Source organism: Methylibium sp. (assembly GCF_035762065.1).
In the GTDB taxonomy this organism is placed as follows: Bacteria; Pseudomonadota; Gammaproteobacteria; order Burkholderiales; family Burkholderiaceae_C; genus Methylibium.
In genome coordinates, this window is sequence record NZ_DASTPW010000053.1 from 1 (window position 1) to 24,931 (window position 24,931).

Below are 24,931 nucleotides of genomic sequence, written 5' to 3' on the forward strand. Positions count from 1 at the left end.
GACGCCCTACCGCAACGCCGCGCTGCTCGGCGCGCTGCTGGAGACGCTGGCACCGGCCACCCGGCTCGCGGTCGCCTGCGCGCTGACGCTGCCGCAAGGCTGGGTGCGCAGCGCCACGGTGGAGCGCTGGTGCCGCGAACGCCCGGCGCTGCCGGCGGACCTGCCCGCGGTCTTCATGCTGCTGGCCTGACGCGGCCCGGCTTCACGAGCCGCCCAGCAGCGACGCGACCTTCTTCTTCGTCTTGATGTACTTCGAGCGCAGCGAGCCGGTCGCGCTCGGCGTCGCCGCGGCCTTCTCCCAGGCCGGCTCCGCATCGCTCTGCGCTTCGTACGGCTGGCTGAAGAAGGGATCGGCCGGCGGCGCCGGCGCGCGGCGGGCGAAGGAGGGCCGCTCCTCGCGCGCCGCGGTCTCGCGCGGCGCAGCATCGCGTTCCTCGCGGCGCGGCGCAAAGCGGCGCGGCCGCTCGTCCTCGACCTCGAAGGGCTCGATGTCGAGCTTCTTCTTGATGAGCTTTTCGATCTCGGCGGTCAGCCGCGCGTCGTCGCGCGCCACCAGCGTGATCGCCAGGCCCGACGCGCCCGCCCGGCCGGTGCGGCCGATGCGGTGCACGTAGTCCTCGGCGTTGAAGGGCACGTCGAAATTGAAGACGGCCGGCAGGTCGGCGATGTCGAGCCCGCGCGCGGCGACGTCGGTCGCGACCAGAAGGTCGACCTCGCCGGCCTTGAACGCGGCCAGCGCCTTCAGGCGCTCGTCCTGGCTCTTGTCGCCGTGCAGCGCCTGCGTCTTCAGGCCATCGCGCTCGAAGGCGCGCGCGAGCCGCGCGGCGCCGAGCTTGCTGTTGACGAAGACGATGCTCTGCGTGATCGCGCGGTCGCGCAGCAGCTGGCGCACGGCGGCGCGCTTGTCGTCTTCCTCGACGCGGTAGAAGCGCTGCTCGACGGTCGAGGCCGTCGCGTTCGGCCGTGCGGTCTCGACCAGGATCGGATCCTGCAGATAGCTCTGCGCCAGCTTCTTGATCTCGGGCGAGAAGGTCGCGGAGAACAGGAGCGTCTGCCGCTGCTTCGGCAGGTAGCTGAGGATGCGCTGCAGGTCCGGCAGGAAGCCGATGTCGAGCATGCGATCGGCCTCGTCGAGCACCACGTACTCGACCTGCCCCAGCGAGCAGTTCTTCGCCTCGATGTGATCCAGCAGCCGGCCGGGCGTCGCGATCAGCACCTCGACGCCCTTCTTCAACTCGAGCGTCTGCGGCTTCATGTCGATGCCGCCGAAGACCACCGTCGCGCGCAGCATCGTGTGCTTCGAGTAGGCCTTGACGCTGTTCGCGACCTGGTCGGCCAGCTCGCGCGTGGGTGCCAGCACCAGCGCGCGCACCGGGTGGCGCGCCGGCGAAACGCTGGTGGTCTCGTGGCGCAGCATCTTCTGCAGCAGCGGCAGCGAGAACGCGGCGGTCTTGCCGGTGCCGGTCTGGGCGGCGCCCATCACGTCGCGGCCGGCCAGCACCAGCGGGATCGCCTTGGCCTGGATCGGCGTCATCGTCTGGTAGCCGGAATCGGCGACCGCGCGCAGCAGCTTGGGGTCGAGGGCCAGCGTGTCGAAGCGCGCGGGTTCGGGGTTCGTCGGCGCGCTCGCCGCGATGTCGGCCGCCGCAGCGGAGTCGGTGTGAAGCATCGCGGGATTATCCGCGTCGCTTCTCCCTGGCCCCGAACCGCCTTGCACAGCGCCGGGGTCGGACAAGTCCGGCCCCTAGAATCCGCCGCTTCCCGAACCGACCCGCGTCACCGTGGCCACATGCGAAGGCTCAGCCGTCGCGATGTGTCGAAGCCGGCGGACCGCCCCCACCTCGCCGATGAGTTCGATCACCTTTTTCGCCCGCGCCTGGGCCGCGCCGCTGGTCATCGCTTTCGCGACGGCCGGTTTCGGCGCCGGCGCCTGGGCGCAGCGCAGCTCGCAGGACACCGACCCAGACGCCGAGTCCGACCTCTACGGCCCGGTCCAGCTGCGTCAGCAGCCCGAGCCGAACCAGCGCAACGAGCGCCCCGGCGACCGCGGCAGCATCGACCTCAATGCGCCGACCGACCGCAACGACCGCAGCGACCGCCAGCAGCGCGAGCGTCGCGACCCCCGCACCGGCCAGCTGCTGCCGCCCGACGGCCTCGACGACGCCCGCCGCGACGGCACGCGCCGCACGATGCAGCCGCCGGCGCCGCGCGGCGAGTTCGAGCTGTTCGTGCAGCGGCTGGTCGGGCCGCGGCCGATCATCCGGCGCTTCGGCGCCGAGCTGGTCACCCAGACCGAGGAACGCGACGTCGCCGAGTTCAGCCCGCTGGTGCCGGCCGACTACGTCGTCAAGCCGGGCGACGAGATCCTGCTGACGCTGTGGGGCTCGGTCAACGGCGACCTGAAGCTGAAGGTCGATCGCACCGGGCGCGTGAGCATCCCGCGTGTCGGCTCGGTGCAGGCCGGCGGTGTGAAGTTCGGCGACCTGCCCGAGGTGATCGAGCGGCGCGTCGCGCAGGTGTTCAAGAACTTCCAGCTCAACCTGAGCCTGGGCCAGCTGCGCGGCGTGCGCGTCTACCTGACCGGCTTCGTCAACAAGCCGGGCGCCTACAGCGTCAGCAGCCTGTCGACGCTGACGCAGGCACTGCTGGCCGCCGGCGGTCCGGCGCCTTCGGGGAGCTTTCGCGACATCGAATTGCGCCGCGGCGGCAAGCTGGAATCGCGCTTCGACCTCTACGACTTCCTGCTGCGCGGCAACCGCGAGAGCGACCGCGTGGTGCAGCCCGACGACGTGATCCACGTCGGCCCGGTCGGCCCGCAGGTCGCTCTGATCGGCAGCGTCAACCGGCCGGCGGTGTTCGAGCTGAAGCCCGGCGAAACGGTGAGCGACGTGCTGGCGATGGCGGGCGGCCTGAACACCGTCGGCGATCCGCGGCGCCTGACGATCGAACGGCTCGAAGACCGCGGCGAGCGCCGCATCGTCGAGCTCAACCTGCCGGCGCAGGCGGGCGCGAAGCTGCTGGGCGGCGATGTGCTGCGCGCCTTCAGCGCGGTCGACGCGACGCTGTCGGTGCAGCGCCAGAACAAGCGGGTGCGCATCGAGGGCGAGGTCGCGCGGCCCGGCGACTACGTGCTGCCGCCCAACAGTTCGGTCAACGACGCGATCCAGGCGGCCGGCGGCCTGACGCCCGGCGCCTACGTCTTCGGCACCGAGTTCAAGCGCGAAAGCGTGCGCATCACGCAGCAGGAGAACTACGACCGCGCGCTGCGCGAACTGGAGGTCGCCTACACCAAGGCCGCGACCTCCCAGCGCATCGACTCGGCGGACCAAGCCGCGGCGCTCACCGCGCGCAGTACCGGCACCTCCGACCTCGTCGACAAGCTGCGCAAGCTCAAGCCGAACGGCCGCGTCGTGCTGCAGCTCCAGCCGAGCGCCACCGAGCTGCCGAACCTCGCGCTCGAAGACGCCGACAGCATCTACATCCCGCCGGTGTCGACCACCGTCGGCGTGTTCGGCAGCGTGTACAACGCGGGCAGCTTCCTGTGGTCCGACGGCCGTACCGCGAGCGACTTCCTGCAGCTGGCGGGCGGGCCGACCGACACCGCCGACGCCCGCGGCGTCTTCGTGATCCGCGCGAACGGCAGCGTCGTCAGCAGCCGGCAGCGCCGCACCTGGTTCGGCGGCGGCAGCATCGAAGGCGTACAGGCGCAGGCGGGCGACACGATCTTCGTGCCCGACGAGGTCAACCGCACGACCTGGGTCCAGGACCTGAAGGACCTGTCGCAGATCTTCTACCAGCTGGGCCTCGGCGCCGCCGCTGTGACGGCGATCCAGCGATGAGCGCCGTCACGCCCCGGGACACCGATCCCTACGAGGAAGACGAAGGCATCGGCCTGCTCGACCTGGCGGTGCCGCTGGCCGAACGGCGCTGGCTGCTGCTGGTCGCGCCGCTGCTCGTCGCGGCCGCGGCCTTCGGCCTCAGTCACCTGCTTCCGAAGACCTACACCGCGCGCGCGTCGATGCTGCCGCCGCAGCAGCAGCAGAGTTCGGCCGCGGCGGCGCTCGGCCAGCTGGGTGCGCTCGCCGGCCTGGCCGGCGGCCTCGGTGGCGGCAGCGCGCTGAAGAGCCCGGCCGACCAGTACGTCGCACTGATGCAGAGCACGCGGGTGGCCGACCGGCTGATCGACCGCTACGACCTGATGAAGGTCTACGACAACGAGTACCGCTTCCAGACGCGCAAGGAGCTCGGCTCGAACACGCGCATCACCGCGGGCAAGAAAGACGGCCTGATCACGATCGAGGTCGACGACGAAGACCCGCAACGCGCCGCGAAGATCGCCAACGACTACATCGAGGAATTGCGCGGCCTGAACAACCAGCTCGCGCTGAGCGAGGCGCAGCAGCGCCGGGTGTTCTTCGAGAGCGAGCTGAAGAGCACGCGCGACAAGCTCACCAACGCCCAGCAGGCGCTCGAGGCCAGCGGCTTCGCGCAAGGCGCGATCAAGGCCGAGCCGAAGGCCGCCGCGGAGGTCTACGCGCGCCTGCGCGCCGAGCTGACGGCGGCCGAGGTGAAGCTTCAGACCATGCGCCGCAACCTTGCCGACGCCACGCCCGAGGTCCAGCAGCAATCGACGCTGGTCGGCGCCTTGCGCGGCCAGGTCGCCGCGCTCGAGCGCAACAGCGAGACCGGCGGCGGCTCCGAATACATCAGCAAGTACCGCGAGTTCAAGTACCAGGAGACGCTGTTCGAACTGATCGCGCGGCAGTACGAGCTGGCGCGCGTGGACGAGAGCCGCGAGGGCGCGCTGATCCAGGTCGTCGATACCGCGGCGCCGCCCGAATACAAGAGCAAGCCCAAGCGCGCGCTGATCGCCGCCGGCGGCTATGCGGTGGCGCTGCTGGCGCTGATCGCCTGGGTGCTGACGCGGCACTTCTGGCGCCAGTCGGCCGGCGATCCGGAAACCGCTGCCAAGCTGGCCGACCTGCGCCGGGCGTTGGGCCGCCGCTAGCGGCGGCGTCGGCGCCATCCGTGAATTCGGGCGCTCCCGCAAACCGGGTGTCGCGCGAGCCGCGCGGCCGTCGCGGACGACACTTGCCACCAGCATCCAACCGCAAGGACAAGACGTGACCCTTCTCGTGACCGGCGGCGCCGGCTTCATCGGCAGCAACTTCGTGCTCGACTGGCTGGCCGATCCGGCGACGGCGAACGAGACCGTCGTCAACCTCGATGCGCTCACCTACGCGGGCAACCTGCGCAACCTGGCGAGCCTGCAGGGCCATCCCAAGCATGTCTTCGTGCACGGCGACATCACCGAGCGCGCGCTGGTCGACCGCCTGCTGGCCGAGCACCGGCCGCGCGCCGTCGTCCACTTCGCCGCCGAAAGCCACGTCGATCGATCGATCCACGGCCCCGGCGCGTTCATGAAGACCAACATCGACGGCACCTTCACGCTGCTCGAAGCGGCGCGCGGCTTCTGGAGCACGCTCGACGGCGACGCGAAGGCGGCGTTCCGCTTCCATCACGTCAGCACCGACGAGGTCTACGGCTCGCTGCAGCCCGGCGCGCCGGCGTTCACCGAGACGCATCCCTACGAGCCGAACAGCCCCTACTCGGCCAGCAAGGCGGCGAGCGACCATCTCGTGCGTGCCTGGCACCACACCTACGGGCTGCCGGTCGTCACGACCAACTGCTCGAACAACTACGGGCCCTGGCATTTCCCCGAGAAACTGATCCCGCTGATGATCGTCAACGCCCTCGCGGGCAAGCCGCTGCCGGTGTACGGCGACGGTCAGCAGATCCGGGACTGGCTCTATGTGAAGGACCACACGAGCGCGATCCGCGCGGTGCTCGCCAGGGGCCGGCTCGGCGAGACCTACAACATCGGCGGCTGGAACGAGCAGGCCAATATCGACATCGTCCGGCGCATCTGCGCGCTGCTCGACGAGCTGAAGCCCGATGCGGCCGGCAGCTACGCGCGGCTCATCACTTTCGTCGCCGACCGGCCGGGCCACGACCGCCGCTACGCGATCGACGCCCGCAAGATCGAGCGCGAACTCGGCTGGCGGCCTGCCGAGACCTTCGAGACCGGCATCCGCAAGACCGTCGAGTGGTACCTCGCGAACGGCGACTGGGTGCGCGAAGTGCAAAGCGGCGGCTACCGCGACTGGCTCGCGACCAACTACGCGGCGCGCGCCGCGAGTGCCGCATGAGGCTGCTGCTGCTCGGCAAGGGCGGCCAGGTCGGCTGGGAACTGCAGCGTGCGCTGGCGCCGCTCGGCGAGGTGGTCGCACTGGACTTCGACAGTCCCGCGCCGCTTGCCGCCGACTTCACGCAGCCGGAAACGCTTGCTGCGACCGTGCGGGCCGTGCGGCCCGACGTGATCGTCAATGCCGCCGCGCACACCGCGGTCGACAAGGCCGAGAGCGAGCCGGAGCTTGCCCGCACGATCAATGCGACGGCGCCCGGCGTGCTGGCGCGCGAAGCGGCGGCGCTCGGCGCGACGCTGGTGCACTACAGCACCGACTACGTCTTCGACGGCTCCGGCAGCGAGCCGCGCGACGAGAACGCGCCGACCGCGCCGCTGTCCGCCTATGGCCGCACCAAGCTCGAAGGCGAAGATGCGATCCGCGCGAGCGGCTGCACCCACCTGATCCTGCGCACCAGCTGGGTCTATGCGGCGCGCGGCGGCAACTTCGCGCGCACGATGCTCAAGCTGGCGGCCGAGCGCGACAAGCTCACCGTGATCGACGACCAGCACGGCGCGCCGACCGGCGCCGAGCTGCTGGCCGACGTCACCGCCTTGTGCCTGCAGAAGCTGCGCCTGCAGCCGGTGCTCGGCGGCACTTACCACGCGGTGGCGGCGGGCGAAACGACGTGGCACGGCTATGCGACGCACGTCATCGCATGGGCGCGCGAGCGGGGCCACCCGATCAAGGTGGCGGCCGACGCGATTGCTGCCGTGCCGACGTCGGCCTTCCCGACACCCGCACGGCGCCCGCTCAATTCCCGTCTCGACACCCGCAAGCTGCGCCAGACGTTCGGCCTGCACCTGCCCGACTGGCGCGTCGGCGTCGACCGGATGCTCGACGAAGTGCACAAGACCCCGGCTTAGCCCGACGCGGTCGATCGCGAACTGAAGAACTACCCCGGCCCCGTCCGCTACCTCGGAGCTTGACGATCCCATGCAACGCAAAGGCATCATCCTCGCCGGCGGCTCCGGCACGCGGCTCCACCCGGCGACGCTGGCCGTCAGCAAGCAGCTGCTGCCGGTCTATGACAAGCCGATGGTCTATTACCCGCTGGCCGCGCTGATGCTGGCCGGCATCCGCGACATCCTCGTCATCAGCACGCCGCAGGACACGCCGCGCTTCGAGGCGCTGCTCGGCAGCGGCGCGCAGTGGGGGCTGAACCTGAGCTACTGCGTGCAGCCTTCGCCCGACGGTCTGGCGCAGGCCTTCGTGCTCGGCCGCGATTTCGTCGGCAACGCGCCGAGCGCGCTGGTGCTCGGCGACAACATCTTCTACGGTCACGACTTCGCGACGCTGCTCGGCCGCGCGGCCGAGCGCGACGACGGCGCGACCGTCTTCGCCTACCACGTGCACGACCCGGAGCGCTACGGCGTCGTCGAGTTCGACGCGCGGCAGCAGGCGGTGAGCATCGAAGAGAAGCCCGCCAAGCCCAAGAGCAGCTACGCGGTCACCGGCCTGTACTTCTACGACCGGCAGGTCTGCGACATCGCCGCGGACATCAAGCCCTCCGCGCGCGGCGAGCTGGAAATCACCGAGGTCAACGCGCGCTACTTGAAGGCCGGCCAGCTCGGCGTCGAGATCATGGGCCGCGGCTACGCGTGGCTCGACACCGGCACGCACGACAGCCTGCTCGAGGCCGGTCAGTTCATCGCCACCCTCGAGAAGCGCCAGGGCCTGAAGGTGGCGTGCCCCGAGGAGATCGCCTTCCGCGCCGGCTGGATCGACGCGGCGCAGGTGCAGAAGCTGGCCGACCCCCTGAAGAAAAACGGCTACGGCCAGTACCTGCTCAAGCTGCTGAACGACCGGGTGTTCTAACGATGAAGCTCACACCGACCGAGATCCGCGACGTCGTCCTTATCGAACCGGGCGTCTTCGGCGACGACCGCGGCTGGTTCATGGAGAGCTTCAACGAGCCGCGCTTCCATGCCGAACTCGCGAAGCTGGGTCTGCCCGCACCACGCGCCTTCGTGCAGGACAACCATTCGTGCTCGAAGCGCGGCGTGCTGCGCGGCCTGCATTACCAGCTGCCGCCGCACGCGCAAGGCAAGCTGGTGCGCGTCGTGCGCGGCTCGGCCTGGGACGTGGCGGTCGACATCCGGCGTGCTTCGCCGACGTTCGGGCGCTGGGTCGGCGTCGAGCTGAGCGAGGCGAACCGCAAGCAGCTCTGGATTCCCGAGGGCTTCGCGCACGGCTTCATCGCGCTCGAGGACGACACCCATTTCCTCTACAAGACAACCGACGTGTACGCGAAAGACTGCGAGCGCAGCATCCGCTTCGACGATGCGACGCTCGGGATCGGCTGGCCGGCGCTCGGCGCCGAGCCGATCGTCGCTGCAAAAGACGCTGCCGCGCCGGGGTTCGATGCTGCGGACCTGCCCTGACCCGCGGGCCCGCTTTCAGGCGGGCCCATACGGGTGAGCGACTAAACTGCGCGCCGGCCGAACGGCACACCGTCGGCTCCGGCCGCGCCGGCCCGGGCCTTGGCCTGATGGTTGGGCGACACGACTTTCCGGCGACCGCGGTCCCGGACCTCCCAGGGACGATCTGCACCGCTCCATGAACACGCCGCTCTCCGTTCAACCCGTCGTCATGGCCGGCGGCAGCGGCACCCGACTGTGGCCGCTCTCGCGCGCGGGCTTCCCGAAGCAGTTCCTCGCCCTGACCGGCAAGCACACCCTCTTCCAGCAGGCGGTCCAGCGGCTGGCGGCGGTAGCGGCACCCGAGTTCAGCGTGGGCGCGCCGCTCGTGATCGGCAACGAGGACCATCGCTTCCTCGTGATGGAGCAGTTGCGCGAAGTGAAGCTCGATGCCGGCGCAAGCCTGGTACTCGAGCCGTCCGGCCGCAACACCGCACCTGCGCTCACTCTCGCCGCGCTGCAGGCAACCGACGACGGTGCCGATCCGGTGCTCGTGGTGACGCCCTCGGATCAGACCGTCGCCGACGGCGCCGCCTTCACCGCCGCGCTGCGCCAGGCGGTGCGCGTCGCGGCAGACGGCGCCATCTGCATCCTCGGCATCAAGCCGGTGCGGCCCGAGACGGGGTACGGCTACATCCACGCCAATGCCGCCTCGCACGCGGAAGTCAGCAACGTACGCGCCTTCGTCGAAAAGCCCGACGCCGCGACCGCGCAGCGCTACATCACCGACACGAGCGACGGCCACTACTTCTGGAACAGCGGCATGTTCGTGCTGCGCGCGTCCGTCTGGCTGGCGGCGCTGGAGCGCTACCGGCCGGACATCCTCGCCGCCACGCGCGCGGCCTGGGCTGGGCGCAAGAACGACGCGGCTTTCGTGCGCCCGGACGCAGCGGCATTCGCCGCCGTGCCGTCCGAATCGGTCGACTATGCGGTGATGGAGCCCTGCTCCCGAGGCAGCGCCTCCGACGCGACGAAGGTCCGCATGGTCGCCCTCGATGCCGGCTGGAACGACCTCGGCGCCTGGGACGCCGTCTGGCAGGCCACGCCGAAGGACGGCAACGGCAACGCGGTTGTCGGCGACGTGCTGCTGCACGACGCCCGCAACGTGCACGTGCATGCCACCAGCCGGCTCGTCGGCGTCGCGGGCGTCGAGGACGTGGTGGTGGTGGAGACGGCCGACGCCGTGCTCGTCACCCACCGCAACCGCAGCCAGGACGTCAAGCAGATCGTCGCCGCGCTGGGCCACACGGGCCGCGGCGAACAGAACCTGCACCGCAAGGTGCACCGGCCTTGGGGCTGGTACGACAGCGTCGACGCGGGCGCGCGCTTTCAAGTCAAGCGCATCATGGTCAAGCCCGGCGCCTCGTTGAGCCTGCAGATGCACCACCACCGGGCCGAGCACTGGATCGTCGTCAGTGGCACGGCCGAGGTGACGTGCGGGGAGAAAAAGATTCTTCTGAGCGAGAACCAGAGCACCTACATCCCGCTGGGAGAAACCCACCGCCTCGCGAATCCGGGCAAGACGCCGCTGGAGATCATTGAGGTGCAGTCGGGGAGTTATCTGGGGGAGGATGACATCGTGAGGTTTGAGGATACCTACGGCCGGCATTGATCCGATGACTCTGGTCAGTCCTTCTTCGGCTGTCAGACCAGGGCTTCCTTGAGGCGCTCGCCATGGGCACGAATCCATTTGATGCGAACCGGCCTATCGCTCGGGGCAATCGCGGCAATTCAGCTGGCCGCGAGTTTGGTCGGGCAGCTGATCGTCTTGCGCATCGTTGGCGTGGGCTTGAGCTCCGACGCCTACATCGCCGCTCAGTCGGTGCCGATGGTGCTGGGCGCCGTCATGACGGCCTCGTTCCAGAACGTCTGGCTTCCGCGCTTCGCGCGCGTTGCGCACGACACGGCGGACCTGCAGTCGGCCCAGGCAATTGCTCTAGGGCAGACGCTGCAGTTTCTTCTGGCGCTTTCGGTGATCCTCTGGCTGGCTTCGCCATGGTGGTCAAGGATCCTGTTTCCGGGTCTCAGCCCCGTTCAGCACGACCAGATCAGCCGGATGAGCGGGCCGCTGTTTCTTGCCGGCGTCTTCACCGCAATGTCCGGTCTGCTCACGGCCGCAATGCGCGCGACAGGTGCATTCATGAGAGCCGAAGTGGCGACGCTGGGCGGGGCCATAGCGGCCATCGTGCTGCTGCTCGCCGCAGTTCCGTACTACGGCGTCGAGGGTGCAGCTTGGATCACCCTGGCCCGTGCAGTATTCGTGTACGTGGTGCATCTCCGCCAGAGCGGTTCTCCGGGCGTGAACCTTCGCTCGACGCAGACGAGCCGCGAGGTGTGGCGCGAGCTGCGCGTTGTGATGGGTGGTGGCCTCTTGATCAAGACCGGGCCCCTGGTGGACCGTTACTGGAGTTCGAAGGCGGACGGCGGCGGCATGACGCTGTTCAACATCGCGCAAATGGGTATCAATGCGATGACAGTGGTTCTCGAGCGAGCGGTGTTGATTCCAGCGTCTCCCGAATTCACTCGGCAGATCGAGCGGGGCGACTTCGCGGCACTGAGGCGCAGCTACCGGCGGTGTCTGATTCGCGTTGTATTGGGCGTCGCCGCTGCCGGGCTTGCCCTGCTGGCGCTGCGCCCGATCTGGCGCGACCTACTTCTTTGGCTGCTGCGCATCGACCCGATCCCTGCAGACGTGATTTTCACGACCTGCCTGCTTCTCTTGCCTTCGGCGTTTGCCGCGGTGAGCGCATCCTGCGCGACGGCCGTGCTCTATGCGTTTCGGAGAACCCGCGTCGCCACCGGGATCGGAGTCACGGCCTTTTTCGCAAGCCTTGCGCTAAAAGGCGTCCTCTTCAGCCACTACGGCATCCCAGGTCTGGCCGCAGCCACGTCGATCTACGTGCTCGGCGTCTGGGCCTGCTATCACTTTGCCGTTGATCGGTACATCAGGCAGGCAGGCCGATGATCACAATCGGCAGCACGCACAGCTCCGAAATTCATTCCAACTAGAACGATGTTGAACCTTCAACAAGCCGAGTTCGCTTACGAACCGTATCCCATCGGATTGATCCGCCCGGCCTTCGAGGCCAATATCTATGAACGCCTTCGCAGCACGTATCCGGGCAAGGAACTGTTCGAGTTCAAGCCGGCGCTGGGCAACAAGTACTCGCTTTCGGAGGTCAACAACGCGAGTCTGTACGCGGACTTCATCCGGACGCACGCGGCATGGCGGGACTTCTACACACACGTCAAGAGCGACGAGTTCATCGAGCAGATCCTCGAGTTCATGAAGGGGCGTCACATTGACCTTGGCATCCGCCGATACCGGGCGGCATCGCGGAAGCCGATCGGCGCGCGTGCATCGTCGCTCAGCCGCCTCCTGCGCCGCGAGGAATTGAGCGCGCGCTTTGAGTTTTCGATGATGGAGGCCGACGGTGGGCACATCAAGCCCCACACCGATGCAGCGAACAAGCTGATTACGCTCGTGTTTTCAATGACGGCGCCCGGTGAGTGGGAGCCGTCGTGGGGCGGTGGGACCGACATCGTGCTGCCAACAGATCGGACACGCATTTACAACCATGTCAACCGTTCGATTGACTTCAGCGACGTCGAGGTATTGCGATCGCTTCCCTTCGATCCCAACCAATGCGTGATCTTTGTCAAGACCTTCAACTCTTGGCACTCGGTGTCACCGATGCGCGGTACCGGCCGGGCGGCGCTGCGAAAGACCTTGACCGTCAACATTGAAAGCAAGATTTAGCGATGTTTCGCTCTAATGGGTGTCGTTCGGTCACGTTGGCAGAAAGAATCCTTCTCAGGCTCGTTGCGCTCATCCGCAGACTTCTCGTTATAACGGTGCGCCTGGATGACCGTGGGCACAAAGTACTCTATCTTTGCGAAACCGGGATGGATGCGTGGCGACCGATTTCCCTTTGGATCAAGGAAGAGGGAACGATGGCATGGATCGAAGCCGAAGTAGGCACCGAGGATGTCTTCATGGACATCGGTGCGAATATTGGCATCTACACCATCGCGGCAGCGGTGCGGGTGGGCGAGAGGGGAGCGGTCTACGCCTTCGAGCCACACAAGGTGAATGCGCTTACGCTGATGGGCAATGTCCGCGCCAACGGACTCGGCAGCAAGGTGACCGTTTTTTCCTGTGCCCTGTCTGATCGCGAAGGCGTTTTAGCCTTCCATTATGCTTCGCTGGAGTCGGCCTCTACGGCCAGCCAACTCGGGCATCGACGCATTCCAGGATCCGATCGCGAATTTGACCCAGTCGCCTCGGAGATGGTTTTCTCGACCAGTGTCGATGCCCTATTGACGCAGGGCATGATCCGCGCGCCGCATTTGATCAAGATCGACGTGGACGGCAACGAGATCGCGATCCTCAGAGGGATGTCCGGACTGCTACGCGGTGCATCGCGCCCCCGCGCAGTCCAAGTCGAATTGAATGTCGGCGAACAGGATCAGATCACCGACTTCATGCGGCAATGCGGATACGACATCGCCTATCGGCACTTCACCCAGGCCGGAAAGCTTGCTCGATCGAAAGGTGCACCCATCGAAGACATTGCTCACAACGCGGTGTTCCGCCCGTCGGCCGGCTAGGGGTTCCGTCGAGTTGGCGCGTGCCGGGTTCGGGCTGGCGCTTTCATTTCAAGTGGTTTTTTCGAGTAACCAGGTTGAGAAGACATGATTTGGAAAAAGCTGCGCCAGCCAAGAATCTGGCGGCGCCTGTACTTGGAGCGGCTGGGCGAGCCGCTTCTCTACAACGTGGCTTCCTTGTTCGTCGCACTGTTCGGAAGCGTGCGCAAGAAGATCGAGTACGACCTCGTCGTCCGTCAGCCCTACGCTTATTGCGTGCAGCAAGCAGCGGATCTGGCGGTGAAGTACGGCGTGCCGAAGATCGCGATCCTTGAATTCGGCGTCGCCAACGGCGCCGGCCTGATGAACCTGTGCGCGATCGCTAACGAGATATCACGCGAAACCGGCATCCAGTTTGAGATCGTCGGCTTCGACTCCGGCGCCGGAATGCCGCCGCCCCGGGATTACCGCGATCATCCAGAAAAGTACTTCACCGGCGATTTTCCGCTCACCAATCGAGAGCGCCTGCTCGAACGCCTGCCGAAGAACGCGCGCATTCTTTTCGGAGAGCTGCCGGTCTCGATCGCCCGTTTCCGGCAGGAGTCCAGAGTGCCGATCGGCGCGGTTAGCATTGACGTCGACTATTACTGGAGCGCATGCGAAGCGCTCGATGTACTGCTCTTCGACGCGTCAAATTACCTGCCCTATGTGTTCACATATTTCGACGACGTGCACGCGATCGACCACAACGAGTTCTGCGGGGAGTTGCTCGCCATCAAGGAGTTCAACGCCGACGCGTCGCATCCCGCGCGCCGCATCGCGCCTGCAAACTTCCTGACCGAAAGCCGTCTTTTCAAACGACCGATTTGGCACCGGCAGATCTATCTGGCGCACGTTTTTGACCACGAGTTTCGTTCGATCGAATACGTACGGAATCGTCGCAAGTCGGTCGCTGTGCTGTCCAATCCCTACGACTGAGGCCCTGTCGATGTCCAACTCGCGGGCAGGGGCGTCTGCAGGCTCAGCGCCGACCCAGCGACTCGCCGACTGACCACTCGCCGGGCGGCCTGTTGGTGAGGCGCCGCTATGCCAGGCAAAGTCGACCGCACACTGATTGCCCATGAACCCTGCTTTGTCATCACGCCCCCAACTGGACTTCAAGCGACAGCCCTGCCTGCTATGCGGTGGATTCGAGTTCAAGGTCCTGGCCCGGCAGGACCGGCATCTCTTTGGGCTGCAGACCGTGGGGTGTGTTGGCTGCGGCCTGCTCCAGACGAACCCCCGGCCTGACGAGCGCCAGCTCGACGACTTCTACGCCCATCACTACCGGCGCTTCTACCAAGGCGTCGTCGACCCCGATGCCCGTTACGTGGCCAAGCTTCACAAGGACGTGAGGCTGCGCTACACCACGGGCTTCCTGATGCAGGCGCTGCGCCTCGGCTCTGAGACCCGGTTGCTCGACTACGGCTGTGGCGAGGGATCGCTCTTCGTCGCCTTACGCGAGGCGGGGTTCGAAGGCCAGCTCTACGGTGTTGAGCTCAACGAGCAATTCGCGCGGTTCGCGGCGGAGCAAGGTCGCGCAACGGTCGGGCCACGGCTGTCCGACTTCGGCGCGCTCGATGCCGTCGTCATCAACCACGTACTTGAGCATTTGCCGCAACCGGTGAAGCTGCTGGGCGAACTCCGCGCCGCCATGGCGCCCGGCGGCCTGATCTACGTGGATGTGCCGGATGCGCTCGAGTACACGACCGTCGGCGACCTGCACATCGCCCACATCATGCATTTCACCGAAAGCACGCTCGCCAGCCTGCTGCGGCGCGGCGGGTTCGAACCGACTTCGATCGAGCGCCATGCTCCGCCCCACCATCCCCGATCGATCCGGGTCGTGGCGCGTGTGGCGACGCAAGCGCTTGGCGACGCATCGACGACGAACCCGACATCGGAGGCGCCCGCGTGGCACCGGATGGAGATGGTTGCCGGTACCGCGTGGCGCTGGACCGTGCGTCGACGTTTGCAGTCAATTGCGGTTCTGAGACAACCCGTCGTTCGACTCCGCAGCTTGTGGCGTAAGGTCGCCAGCTAGTTGACGTATATGGGGGAACTCGCCAATCAATACGATGCGTCACTGGCGCATTTCGCGTTGCGACGTTCTCCGAAAAGAGGTTCTCGACGACAGATCGGCGAATTTCTCGCAAAGACCATCAGCGTACTCTTCCTTATTACGGCAGCGGAGCTCTTTGTTGGCGGCGGCGGACGCCTGTTGGACACTGGGGCGATAAGCCCCAGGATGATGTTGTTTGCAATCGCACTCGTCGCCTCCGCGGCTTATATCGTATTAGCAGACCGCATTGCGGGTGGGCTTGCTCTTGGTCTGGTGCTCTCTGCGCTTTTTGTCATAGTTCACTTTCCAGCGTTTGTCTTGGCCAGCGTCTCGTCAGTAACCGACGAAGATGTTTTTCTGGATTTATCTCCAATATCATACTGGCTCGCGGCACCGTTCATTGCGATCGCACTGATGAAGCACGATACAGTTGCGAAAGTGGCAACTGTAGTTCGCTGGTCCGCCGTGGCAATGGCGTGCGCATATTTGCTCACGTTGTTTGCAGTGTTTGTTGGGGCACTTAATTACGACACTTTGTATACCTCGCTGAACGAGAGCACAGAGTTTTTCTTTCGCGGCGGCGGCTTCTTGTTCTTCAAGGGATTTCTCTACCTCGGAATAGGCGCAATATTTATCTTGGCCTCTAACTCAAGATTTAAAGGAATCATGCTTGCAATCGTCTTGGCAGCACTAATAATGTCGCTGACACGCGGTCTCGTACTTGCAACGGCGTTATCTGCTGTCATGTTCCTCTTTGCGATGCGGAAATGGAAACTACTTATCATCCTGGGCTCATTCCTGGTCGTAGCGTCCGGTTTCTTGTTTGTTTACGCACCAGACGATGGCGGCGCAGAACTGTTAGAGCAGCGCGAGAGCTCTAACGCAGTCCGGACTGACGACATCAAGTACTTCAACGAGAACCTCGATGTCCAAACGCTTATCACCGGCCGTGGGTTTGGCGCCGCGCTGAACGGACGAACCAATGTTGAAATTAGCTATTTGATGATAGTATGGAAGTACGGATTAGCTGCAATGGTCTTTTGGTTCGCTCCAGTTCTGCTGGGACTCTACTATTACAGCAAAGTAAGGCGCAAAGACAAGAACTTCCCACTCGCAACCGCATTCATGTTTTCCACATTTCTTGTTTACATACAGACGGCGACAAATCCCTACCTAAACAACCCAATTGGACTGTCGTTTGTACTGATCGCAGTTTTCGCTCTGCGGACATTGGCCCTTAATACATTGCCCCCAATTAAGAGATTAAATTGATGCAATGTCAGCAGTTCTTGCCCGGCACCAGACTCGCACACTAGCGCGCATGAAACCTGGAAAAGTCCTGCTGGACAAACATCAGTACAAAAAGGTGCTGATACTCGGCAAAGGTCCTTCGTTGACGCGCGAAGCCTTCGATGCCGCCGTGCAGGGCCGTACCGTCGTCGGCATCAACCAAGTCGCCGCAAGCTTCCCGGTCGACATCGCCTTCTTCATCGACATCGAGCCCATGCTCGAGATCGCAGACAGCCTCATCGCCAGCACATGCAAGGTCGTGCTGCCCTGGCATCCGAACCGCCGGACATGGCGCAAGAGCCGCTCGGAGCCACTCCAGCAGAGCCTGCTGGAGCTGGCCTCGGAAGACGGGCCCCTTTCGGTCTTTGAACGGCAGCAACGGCTGTACTACTTTCATACCCGCGCACCAGCGTTCGGCGGTGAGCTCAATGTATTTCCGCCCAATCTCGTGTCGCTTTCGTCATTGCTCCAGCTGCTTGCCGAGGCCGGAGCCTCCGATATCACGACGCTGGGCGTCGACGGCGGCCGTGGCTACAGCAGCGCCATCGGCACTTCGCCCCTGGGCACCCAGCTGCACAACGGCTACGACAAGCAGTTCCCGATCCTTCGCAAGATCGCTTTAAGCAAAGGCCTCCGGATGGAACGCGCCAACGAAACACCCCTGAACATCTATGTCGGCTGCGAACCGCCCCAGGAACTGCCCGCGCGAGTGCTGGAGCACAGCATCCTGCGTCACACCAGCATGCCGGTGCGGGTCCATCGTCTCAACGAGTTGATCGAGCCGGGGCACGACGCCGGAGGGCGCACGGCGTTCTCGCTGCAACGCTTCATGATCCCCACGCTCAACCGGCATGAGGGCGTGGCGGTGTACCTCGACTCCGACATGCTCGTCTACCACGACGTTGCGGAGTTGCTCGCATTGCGCGATCCGCAGGTCGCAATCACTTCGGCGGAAGCGCCGCCCGCCAGCGGCCGCGCACCCCAGTGCAGCGTCATGGTGATCGACTGCGCGCGAGCGGCATGGGATTTCGATCGGATCGTCGATTTGTCGAAGAGCACCTACGAATCCGCGATGTTCGATCTGAGCTTCGAACCCTCGAAGCGCGCAGGCCTGCCCTACCAATGGAATTCGCTCGAACGGTTCGAGGAAGGCACCCGACTGCTGCACTTCACCGACATGGACCGGCAACCATGGATTTCTGCGGTCAATCCGCTGGCACCGATCTGGTTTGATGCGCTGTTCGCCGCCATGGCCGACCGCCAAATCTCCTTCGACGCGATCGTCCAGGATGTGAAGCGAGGTTGGGTCCGTCCGGGCCTGCTCTGGCAGACGGAGCATGGCGAACGCAATCCGCTCGCACTGCCGCGCGCCGAGCGTCTGAAGGACGAGCTGTACACACCCCCCCACACGGTGGCGAGATTCAGCAAGCACAACACACCGATGGTGCGTGCTTCGTTGGCGGTCGCTAAGCGGGCGCTTCACTGGGTGCGGGGGCAGCGCAATGCGTAGAGCTTTGCTGCTCGGTGGCGGCGGTTTCATCGGATCGAATTACTACGCAGGTCATGGTGAGACCTACGAGCAGGTCACCCTCGTCGACCGCTTCGACGGTCCGTCACACAGCAGCCTGTCGGAGCACGAACGGCTTTGCTCGAAGCTGCGGCATCCGGATCGGATCTTCACCGCCGACGCGGCCGAGATCGGCCGCTGGCCCGAGTTGCTGGCAGGTAGCACCGATGTCTTCATCTTGAACGCAGACACGGGCACCGGCAGTTCGTTCGCACGGCCGAGCTTCACGGTGGCCGAGAACCTTTCGAAACTGGCGGCCATCGTGGAAGCCATCCGAGCGCACGGAGCGCCTGAGCGCACCCGGGTGATCTTCACGTCGTCGCGGGCGGTCTACGGCGAGGGCCGGTGGCACTGCCCCGCCCACGGGACGCAGCCCGCAGATCGCAGCCGAGAGGCCCTTGACGCCGGACGTTTCGCGCCGATGTGCCCGCATTGCTCGGTCCCGCTGCAACTCGCGGGCAGCGTCGAGCACGATGCTCATCGCCCGCTTTCCGTCTACGGCCTGACGAAGTCATGTGGCGAAGATCTGCTGCGCCTGACCCTCTGCGCAGGTGGCTTCGACGTGCGCATCGCACGGTTCCAAAACGTGTACGGCATAGGGCAAGCGATCGACAACCCATACACCGGCGTGCTGAACTGGTTTTCGCAGGCGCTCCTCGAGGGCAGCACCGTCAGGGTCTTCGAGCGGGGCCTGATCGTGCGCGACTTCATCTTCGTGAGCGATGCCGTCGCACTGCTGCATGCGCTAGCCACCACCGAGCGCGCGCCGCAGGACATCGGCGCTCCGATGATCATGAACGGGGGAACCGGCCGTGCTGCGCGATTGATCGACGTGGCGCACATGCTGCGCAATCGTTACGGCTCAAGCTCCGAGATCATCGCGACCAACGACTTTCGGACAGGCGACGTGCTCGGCGCGGTCGCAGACACGTCCCGGGCTCATACGTGCCTTGGTCTGCAGCCTCGGGTGACCCTCGAGGAAGGCATTGCACGCTACGCCGCATGGTTCGCAGAGCGGAGCAAGGGTGCACGATGAGCGAGAAGCCTGTGCGCTTGGCTGTGTGCGTCGTCACGTACCAAGAGCCATTCGCTCATAGCGCAGTCTGCAAGTCGCTGGCCGGGTTGCCGCAGGAGCTACTCGCGCACCTGTCCGTCGTGTCGGTCTGCAATGCGGCGCACGGGACGATTGCCGACGATCCTGTCATCGAAGAACATCAGGCTGGCGCCTTGAGCTACCGGGAGGTGCTGCGCAGCGACAACCGTGGGCTTGCCGGCGGATACAACGCGGGGCTGCAGATCGCGCTGGATGAGGCGCCAGATGCAGCGCTCTTTCTTAATGCCGACGGCTGGGTCGAGGCGTGGTATCTGACCTGGCTGCTCGATGGCTTGAGGCGGCAGCCTGACAGGGAGGCCTTCGTACCGACGTTGATATCGGGGGCACGCTGCGTGTCGCCGTTCCGTAAGCGCGGCATTGCGCTTAACTTCTACATCATTGGCTGGCTTTGCCTGCGCGACGGGCCGTTCCTGCGGCAGTTGCGCTTTCCGGACGAGTTCTGGCTCGACGGGATCGACTACTGGCTTAGCGTGAAGATGGCCGAAGCCGGGCTGCGGATCGAGCGCACCGAACGATGCATCGCGCACAACCTGTCCGTGTCCGATCAGTTCGGTACTTTGCCGGGCTGGCGCTACCGCAATATTCTGGTCAGCGAACGACGCTTCCTGAGATGGCAGAAGCGCCCGTTCCGCGAAATCCTCGTCGTTCACGTACGAGCGCTCGCACGTTGCCTGCGCTACCGCCGATTCGATCTGGCGCAGGTCGTTGCCAAGGAGTTCGCCGTTGCATTGCATGAGTGAGGCAATCGCTGCAGTGTCGCGCGGGCTCGGCCGCACTCGGCCTACCGAGTGCGCTGCTGCATGCGACCGAGATCCAATGACGGTAGAGACCGAACGAAGCACGGAGCCAACACTCGGCGATCGCATCAGCGTCTGCATGGCAACCTACAACGGTGCGCCCTATTTGGCCAAGCAGATCGAAAGCATCATCGAGCAGCTCGAAGCCGGCGATGAACTCCTGGTCGCGGACGACGGTTCCGACGACACGACGCGGGAACTTCTTCGTCGCTATGAGCCCGCGCTGACGATCGTCGCCGTAGATCGCGTGGGCGGCGTTGTCCCGAACTTTTCCCGAGTGCTGTCGCATGCGCGAGGAGACTACGTACTTCTCGCCGACCAGGATGACGTCTGGCTGCCAGGTCGGGCCAGCCGGTTTCGAAACGAACTGAAGCACCACGAGCTCGTGTTCTGCAACGCGTGGGTGGTCGACGAACACCTACAGCCGACCGGCGTGTCGCTGTTTGACCAGATCTGCCCTGGGCCCGGGTTCTGGCGCAACCTCGTGAAGACCAGCTCTTTCGTCGGCTGCTGCATGGGCTTTCGCCGATCGTTGCTGAGAGGCGTGCTGCCCTTGCCGGTACAGACGCCATTGCATGACTGGCTCCTGGGGTTGAAGGCATCGCTGCGCGGGCGGGTGGCTCAAGTGGACACCCCACTCATGCTTTACCGGCGGCACGCCGGCAACGTGTCGAACACCGGCGAGGTCTCTCGCAACGGCCTCAGGCGCAAGATCGGCCTTCGGATAGATGTGTTGGGCGCTCTAGCGGTGTGCCTCTGGCGGTCCTGTGGACCGAATGGTGAACTTGGATGAACCGAAACGAAATTGCCGACCTGATGCTCCAGAGATTGGTCTCGCTGCAGGGGGTCATGACCGATCAGTGGCAGGGCTCGGGCCCTATCAATCACTGCTTCGTTGACGACCTCCTTCCAGTCGAACTGGTGAAGCGCATCCGGGCTGCCTACCCCGCGGGAAGCTCGATGAAAGTGAAGAGGAGCCTGCGTGAGTACAAGTACATCGCAGCGCAGATGGACCGGTATGACCCGATCTTGGAAGAGGCCTTGTTCGCCTTTCAGGATTCGCGCATCGTCGATTTGGTCGGCAAGGTTACCGGGTTGCGCGGCCTCGAACCCGATGCGGAGCTCTACGCGGGCGGCATCTCAATGATGTCCAAGGGCCACTTCCTCAACCCTCACATAGACAACTCGCACGACAAGAGCCAGGACCGGTATCGCGTCCTCAACCTGCTGTACTACGTGTCACCCGACTGGAGCTTGGCCAACGGGGGCAATCTCGAACTCTGGCCGGGTGGGACCGCGAAGCCACAGATCACGATCGAGAGCCGGTTCAATCGGCTTGCGATCATGGTCACGCATACGAAGTCTTGGCACTCCGTTTCCCCGGTTGCTATTCAGGGCCAACGCTGTTGTGTGTCGAACTATTACTTCTCGCGGGAACCTGCTGAGAGCGAGTCCTACTTTCACGTCACCTCGTTCCGAGGCCGCCCAGGGCAGAAGGTCAGAGACCTTGTGCTGCGGGGCGATGTTGCGTTACGCACGTCGATAAGGAAGCTCTTTCCGCAGGGGCTCCTGAAGAACAAGCACTACTACGACAAGAAGTGAGCCTTTCCCTCCGCCCGCCATTCCATGCGTTGGCGCCGACCTTTGTGCAGGGCTTGCCATGACGATGCCAAACGTTCGCGTGCTTCTGGCGACTCATAATGGCGCGAGTTGGCTCAACGAACAATTGCGAAGCATCGTGCAACAACAAGGGGTGCGAGTCTTTGTCGTTGCGAGTGATGACAGCTCGACCGATGGCACACCCCAACTACTCGCGCAATGGGAGAAGCAAAAAAGCCTCTCGATGATGCCGACCGCGGGCACGCGCTTCGGCAACGCACACCGCAACTTTCTTCGCCTGATACGGGATGCCGAACTGAGCGACGCCGAGTACTTTGCGCTCTCTGACCAGGACGACATCTGGTTGCCCGGCAAGCTGGCGCGTGGGATCGAGTGCCTTCGCTCCCACGCTGCCCACGGCTACTCAAGCAACGTCACGGCCTTCTGGCCGGACGGCACGCAGCTCCTGATCGACAAGGCCCAGCCGCAGCGCCGCTTCGACCACCTGTTCGGATCACCCGGCCCGGGATGCACGTTCGTGCTGCCGCGTGGCGTGTTCGAGGATCTTCGGGCATTCGTGACGCAGAACTTCGAGCGGATCCAGTCAATCTGGGTCCACGACTGGCTGATCTACGCTTTCGTGCGTTGTCGGGGCGGACGCTGGCACATCGATGACCGGCCCTGCATGCTGTACCGGCAACACGGCCGCAACGAGATCGGCGTCAATGCGGGGTGGAAAGCAGCGTTAAACCGACTGAACCACGTGCGCTCAGGTGCCTACCGACGCGACATCCTCGCGATTGCGGACTCGGTAGGAGAGTCTGCTGAAGTCGTCGAGGCGGTTCGACGGCTCCGGTTGCGCGATCGTCTTCACCTGACACTTGGCGTACGCCAGTTTCGGCGGCGTTTGTGGGATGGTCTTGTTCTCGCGCTCTTCTTTCTTGTAATGCCCCGTGCCTGACTTTGTGCCTAAGACACTGACTAGGTGTGCGGTCACTGGCGCAAGTGGCTTTGTGGGACGTTCGCTCGTCAGTCAGCTTTGCGCGCAGGGCATCGACGTCAAGCGACTTACGCGCGCGGACTCGCCGGACTCATCGGGGAAAAAGGCGCTTCGGATCTCGACGTATGGTGACGCCCCGGCCCTTGCTGCTGCACTGTCTGGCTGCCACGCCGTAGTGCACCTCGCCGCACGTGCACACCGCCTGCACGATACCGCCGCAGCGGCCGCCGAAGCGGCCTTTCGCGAAGCCAACGTCAATGGCGCAAAAGCCCTGGCACACGCGGCGCGCACGGCCGGGCTGCGCCGCGTGGTGCTCATCAGCTCGATCGGCGTGCACGGTTCGCACACCCGCGGCCGGCCCGTCACCGAAGCCGATCCGCCGAAGCCCGAGGAGCCCTACGCGGTGAGCAAGTTGCAAGGTGAAGAGGCGGTGGCCGAGGTGCTGGCCGGCAGCCCGACCGAACTGGTCGTGCTGCGCCCTCCACTCGTCTACGGCCCAGGCGCACCCGGCAACTTCGGTCAGTTGCTCGCACTCGTTAAGCGGCTTCCATTGGTACCGCTCGGCGGCCTGCACCGCCTGCGCAGCCTGATCCACATCGACAACCTCTGCAATGCGATCGAGCTGGCACTGCATCACCCGCACGCCGCTGGCGGGCGCTTCGTGCTGTGCGATGGCGACGACGTCAGCGTCGCCGACATCGCCCGGGAGCTGGCCATCGGCTTCGGCCGCAATCCTGCTTGCGTGGTGAACGTGCCCGAATCCGCGCTGCGTCTGGCCGCCCGGATGCTCGGCCGCGGCGCGGCGGTTGCGAAGCTGGCCGACGAGCTGCGGGTCGATGCCTCGGCGTTCCGCACGGCGACTGGATGGGTGCCGCCGCGCCGCGCGCGCGAGGCGCTGCGTGAAACTGCGGCCATGTCGCTCGCCGACGTGCGGCGCAAGGGTGTCGCACATGCTTAGCTTCGCGCCGGGGGTCCTGGTCACGCCGTGCGGCTTGACAGCGCTCGCCGGAATCGCCGGACAGTTGGCGGTGGTGCTGGCCGCAAGCTGGGCGCTCACGGCGCTGATGCGACGCCATGCGATCGCCACGCAACTCATCGACCAACCCAACGCGCGCAGCTCGCACGTGCTGCCCACGCCGCGCGGCGGCGGCGTGGCGATCGTCGCGAGCTACTCGACGCTGATCGTGGGTTGGTGGATCGCGGGCTTCGTGGAAGCCAAGCTGGCCTGGGCGCTGTGGGGCAGCAGCCTGCCCGTGGCCCTGATCGGCTACCTCGACGACCGCCGGCCCGTGCCTGCGCGCCTGCGCTTCGCGATCCATATCGGCGGCGCCGTGTTCGTGTTGGCGCTGATGGGCGGCCTGCCGCGCGTGCCCATGCTCGGCTTCCACGTCGACCTCGGCTGGTTCGGCCTCGCCCTTGCCACCGCCTACCTGGTCTGGATGGTCAACCTCGTCAACTTCATGGACGGCATCGACGGCATCGCCAGCGTCGAGGCCATCACCGTGTCGCTCGGCGCCGCCTTGTGTTGGTGGATTGCTGCTCCACAGGGCCCGTGGTTCGTGCCGGTCGGCTTTGCGGCCTGCGTCGCCGGCTTCCTGATATGGAACTGGCCGCCCGCGAAAATCTTCATGGGTGATGCCGGCAGCGGCTTCATCGGCATGGCGCTCGGCACGCTGTCGCTGTGGAGTTCGCTCGACGCGCCGCGGCTCTTCTGGTGCTGGTTCATCCTGATCGGGGTGTTCTTCGTCGATGCGACGACGACGCTGGTGCGCAGGCATCGCCGCGGCGACAAGTTCCACGAGGCGCATCGCAGCCATGCCTATCAGTACGCCTCGCGGGTGCATGGCGGGCATCGGCCCGTAACGCTGGCCTGCGCGGCGCTCAACGTGTTCTGGCTGCTGCCGATCGCACTGCTGGTGGCGAAAGGCTGGCTCGACGGCGTGCTCGGCGTCGCCATCGCCTTCGCGCCTTTGCTCAAGCTGGCCTTCCACTACAAGGCCGGCGACCGAGCAGCGCAGCAAGCAGCCGCCTAAGGCAGGCTCCGAACTCGTGCCGGCCATCGCCGGTCAGCGCGGCGGCCTCGCAACAACCGCGCACAAGTCGCCGTCCGCGCCGCGCTGCGATATGCGGCTGTGCAGCAAGCTCAGCACTAAACTGCCGTCGCCCGGAGATGGAGGCTGGCACACCGGCTCCGAGGCGCTGCATGCGATG

At 65.3% G+C, this 24,931-nt stretch carries 22 protein-coding genes and 1 pseudogene; 22 read left to right on the forward strand and 1 reads right to left on the reverse strand.

The features are described from left to right. A pseudogene (locus tag VFR90_RS16445) lies at positions 1–190 on the forward strand (SAM-dependent methyltransferase); the annotation flags it as partial. Between the two features lie 12 nt (positions 191–202). On the opposite strand, the gene VFR90_RS16450 reads toward VFR90_RS16445, so the two are convergent. Continuing rightward, a complete protein-coding gene (locus VFR90_RS16450) occupies positions 203–1,669 on the reverse strand; it encodes a DEAD/DEAH box helicase (RefSeq protein WP_326407245.1) in 1,467 nt (488 codons plus the stop codon). A gap of 178 nt (positions 1,670–1,847) precedes the next feature. Between VFR90_RS16450 and VFR90_RS16455 the strand changes: the two genes are divergently transcribed. From VFR90_RS16455 to VFR90_RS16555, 21 genes are all read left to right on the forward strand, one after another. Then, positions 1,848–3,839: an SLBB domain-containing protein gene (locus VFR90_RS16455; RefSeq protein ID WP_326407246.1), complete on the forward strand. Its 1,992-nt coding sequence runs from the start codon at positions 1,848–1,850 to the stop codon at positions 3,837–3,839. Beyond that, positions 3,836–5,008, forward strand: coding sequence for a Wzz/FepE/Etk N-terminal domain-containing protein (locus VFR90_RS16460; protein ID WP_326407247.1), 1,173 nt, complete (start codon positions 3,836–3,838; stop codon positions 5,006–5,008). The genes VFR90_RS16455 and VFR90_RS16460 overlap by 4 nt, the downstream gene beginning before the upstream one ends. A gap of 115 nt (positions 5,009–5,123) precedes the next feature. Continuing rightward, positions 5,124–6,209: a dTDP-glucose 4,6-dehydratase gene (gene rfbB, locus VFR90_RS16465; RefSeq protein ID WP_414676551.1), complete on the forward strand. Its 1,086-nt coding sequence runs from the start codon at positions 5,124–5,126 to the stop codon at positions 6,207–6,209. Beyond that, positions 6,206–7,111: a dTDP-4-dehydrorhamnose reductase gene (gene rfbD / locus VFR90_RS16470; protein ID WP_326407248.1), complete on the forward strand. Its 906-nt coding sequence runs from the start codon at positions 6,206–6,208 to the stop codon at positions 7,109–7,111. Before rfbB ends, rfbD begins: the two co-directional genes overlap by 4 nt. A gap of 70 nt (positions 7,112–7,181) precedes the next feature. After that, complete coding sequence (rfbA, locus tag VFR90_RS16475; RefSeq protein ID WP_326407249.1) at positions 7,182–8,063, forward strand: glucose-1-phosphate thymidylyltransferase RfbA; 882 nt, start codon at positions 7,182–7,184, stop codon at positions 8,061–8,063. 2 nt (positions 8,064–8,065) lie between these two features. Further along, positions 8,066–8,629, forward strand: a complete 564-nt coding sequence (rfbC, locus tag VFR90_RS16480; protein ID WP_326407250.1) for a dTDP-4-dehydrorhamnose 3,5-epimerase — start codon at positions 8,066–8,068, stop codon at positions 8,627–8,629. A gap of 175 nt (positions 8,630–8,804) precedes the next feature. Next, positions 8,805–10,277, forward strand: a complete 1,473-nt coding sequence (locus VFR90_RS16485) for a mannose-1-phosphate guanylyltransferase/mannose-6-phosphate isomerase (protein ID WP_326407251.1) — start codon at positions 8,805–8,807, stop codon at positions 10,275–10,277. A gap of 81 nt (positions 10,278–10,358) precedes the next feature. After that, positions 10,359–11,630: a lipid II flippase MurJ gene (locus VFR90_RS16490; RefSeq protein ID WP_326407252.1), complete on the forward strand. Its 1,272-nt coding sequence runs from the start codon at positions 10,359–10,361 to the stop codon at positions 11,628–11,630. A gap of 48 nt (positions 11,631–11,678) precedes the next feature. Further along, on the forward strand, positions 11,679–12,425 hold the full coding sequence (locus tag VFR90_RS16495) for a 2OG-Fe(II) oxygenase (RefSeq protein ID WP_326407253.1): 747 nt from the start codon (positions 11,679–11,681) through the stop codon (positions 12,423–12,425). 194 nt (positions 12,426–12,619) lie between these two features. Further along, on the forward strand, positions 12,620–13,276 hold the full coding sequence (locus VFR90_RS16500; RefSeq protein WP_326407254.1) for an FkbM family methyltransferase: 657 nt from the start codon (positions 12,620–12,622) through the stop codon (positions 13,274–13,276). A gap of 84 nt (positions 13,277–13,360) precedes the next feature. After that, positions 13,361–14,230, forward strand: a complete 870-nt coding sequence (locus VFR90_RS16505; RefSeq protein WP_326407255.1) for a hypothetical protein — start codon at positions 13,361–13,363, stop codon at positions 14,228–14,230. 142 nt (positions 14,231–14,372) lie between these two features. After that, positions 14,373–15,335 carry a class I SAM-dependent methyltransferase gene (locus VFR90_RS16510; RefSeq protein WP_326407256.1) on the forward strand — a complete coding sequence of 321 codons (963 nt, stop codon included), beginning with the start codon at positions 14,373–14,375 and terminating at the stop codon, positions 15,333–15,335. A 9-nt stretch (positions 15,336–15,344) separates the two neighbouring features. Further along, positions 15,345–16,625 (forward strand): O-antigen ligase family protein, encoded by a 1,281-nt coding sequence (locus VFR90_RS16515; RefSeq protein ID WP_326407257.1) that lies wholly within the window; start codon positions 15,345–15,347, stop codon positions 16,623–16,625. 49 nt (positions 16,626–16,674) lie between these two features. Next, a complete protein-coding gene (locus VFR90_RS16520; RefSeq protein WP_326407258.1) occupies positions 16,675–18,153 on the forward strand; it encodes a hypothetical protein in 1,479 nt (492 codons plus the stop codon). A gap of 4 nt (positions 18,154–18,157) precedes the next feature. Further along, positions 18,158–19,246, forward strand: coding sequence for an NAD-dependent epimerase/dehydratase family protein (locus VFR90_RS16525; RefSeq protein WP_326407259.1), 1,089 nt, complete (start codon positions 18,158–18,160; stop codon positions 19,244–19,246). Further along, entirely contained in the window at positions 19,243–20,064 is an 822-nt protein-coding gene (locus VFR90_RS16530; RefSeq protein ID WP_326407260.1) for a glycosyltransferase family 2 protein, read from the forward strand. Before VFR90_RS16525 ends, VFR90_RS16530 begins: the two co-directional genes overlap by 4 nt. Positions 20,065–20,200: 136 nt before the next feature. Further along, positions 20,201–20,914, forward strand: a complete 714-nt coding sequence (locus tag VFR90_RS16535; protein ID WP_414676552.1) for a glycosyltransferase — start codon at positions 20,201–20,203, stop codon at positions 20,912–20,914. Beyond that, positions 20,911–21,723, forward strand: coding sequence for a 2OG-Fe(II) oxygenase (locus tag VFR90_RS16540; protein WP_326407262.1), 813 nt, complete (start codon positions 20,911–20,913; stop codon positions 21,721–21,723). Before VFR90_RS16535 ends, VFR90_RS16540 begins: the two co-directional genes overlap by 4 nt. 58 nt (positions 21,724–21,781) lie before the next feature. Then, positions 21,782–22,681 (forward strand): glycosyltransferase, encoded by a 900-nt coding sequence (locus VFR90_RS16545; RefSeq protein ID WP_326407263.1) that lies wholly within the window; start codon positions 21,782–21,784, stop codon positions 22,679–22,681. Between the two features lie 4 nt (positions 22,682–22,685). Then, positions 22,686–23,678 carry an NAD-dependent epimerase/dehydratase family protein gene (locus VFR90_RS16550; RefSeq protein ID WP_326407300.1) on the forward strand — a complete coding sequence of 331 codons (993 nt, stop codon included), beginning with the start codon at positions 22,686–22,688 and terminating at the stop codon, positions 23,676–23,678. 34 nt (positions 23,679–23,712) lie between these two features. After that, positions 23,713–24,753: an MraY family glycosyltransferase gene (locus VFR90_RS16555; RefSeq protein ID WP_326407264.1), complete on the forward strand. Its 1,041-nt coding sequence runs from the start codon at positions 23,713–23,715 to the stop codon at positions 24,751–24,753. The last annotated feature ends 178 nt before the right edge of the window (positions 24,754–24,931 follow it).

Excerpts from the sequence above, each read along its gene's own strand:
- VFR90_RS16485 (WP_326407251.1), top strand. The coding sequence starts at position 8,805 with ATGAACACGCCGCTCTCCGTTCAACCCGTCGTCATGGCCGGCGGCAGC.
- VFR90_RS16490 (WP_326407252.1), top strand. The coding sequence starts at position 10,359 with ATGCGAACCGGCCTATCGCTCGGGGCAATCGCGGCAATTCAGCTGGCC.
- VFR90_RS16515 (WP_326407257.1), top strand. The coding sequence starts at position 15,345 with ATGGGGGAACTCGCCAATCAATACGATGCGTCACTGGCGCATTTCGCG.
- rfbA (WP_326407249.1), top strand. The coding sequence starts at position 7,182 with ATGCAACGCAAAGGCATCATCCTCGCCGGCGGCTCCGGCACGCGGCTC.
- rfbC (WP_326407250.1), top strand. The coding sequence starts at position 8,066 with ATGAAGCTCACACCGACCGAGATCCGCGACGTCGTCCTTATCGAACCG.
- VFR90_RS16545 (WP_326407263.1), top strand. The coding sequence starts at position 21,782 with ATGACGATGCCAAACGTTCGCGTGCTTCTGGCGACTCATAATGGCGCG.
- VFR90_RS16495 (WP_326407253.1), top strand. The coding sequence starts at position 11,679 with ATGTTGAACCTTCAACAAGCCGAGTTCGCTTACGAACCGTATCCCATC.
- VFR90_RS16500 (WP_326407254.1), top strand. The coding sequence starts at position 12,620 with ATGGCATGGATCGAAGCCGAAGTAGGCACCGAGGATGTCTTCATGGAC.
- VFR90_RS16530 (WP_326407260.1), top strand. The coding sequence starts at position 19,243 with ATGAGCGAGAAGCCTGTGCGCTTGGCTGTGTGCGTCGTCACGTACCAA.
- VFR90_RS16540 (WP_326407262.1), top strand. The coding sequence starts at position 20,911 with ATGAACCGAAACGAAATTGCCGACCTGATGCTCCAGAGATTGGTCTCG.
- VFR90_RS16505 (WP_326407255.1), top strand. The coding sequence starts at position 13,361 with ATGATTTGGAAAAAGCTGCGCCAGCCAAGAATCTGGCGGCGCCTGTAC.
- VFR90_RS16520 (WP_326407258.1), top strand. The coding sequence starts at position 16,675 with ATGAAACCTGGAAAAGTCCTGCTGGACAAACATCAGTACAAAAAGGTG.
- VFR90_RS16535 (WP_414676552.1), top strand. The coding sequence starts at position 20,201 with ATGGCAACCTACAACGGTGCGCCCTATTTGGCCAAGCAGATCGAAAGC.
- rfbD (WP_326407248.1), top strand. The coding sequence starts at position 6,206 with ATGAGGCTGCTGCTGCTCGGCAAGGGCGGCCAGGTCGGCTGGGAACTG.
- VFR90_RS16450 (WP_326407245.1), bottom strand. The coding sequence starts at position 1,669 with ATGCTTCACACCGACTCCGCTGCGGCGGCCGACATCGCGGCGAGCGCG.
- VFR90_RS16455 (WP_326407246.1), top strand. The coding sequence starts at position 1,848 with ATGAGTTCGATCACCTTTTTCGCCCGCGCCTGGGCCGCGCCGCTGGTC.
- VFR90_RS16510 (WP_326407256.1), top strand. The coding sequence starts at position 14,373 with ATGAACCCTGCTTTGTCATCACGCCCCCAACTGGACTTCAAGCGACAG.
- VFR90_RS16460 (WP_326407247.1), top strand. The coding sequence starts at position 3,836 with ATGAGCGCCGTCACGCCCCGGGACACCGATCCCTACGAGGAAGACGAA.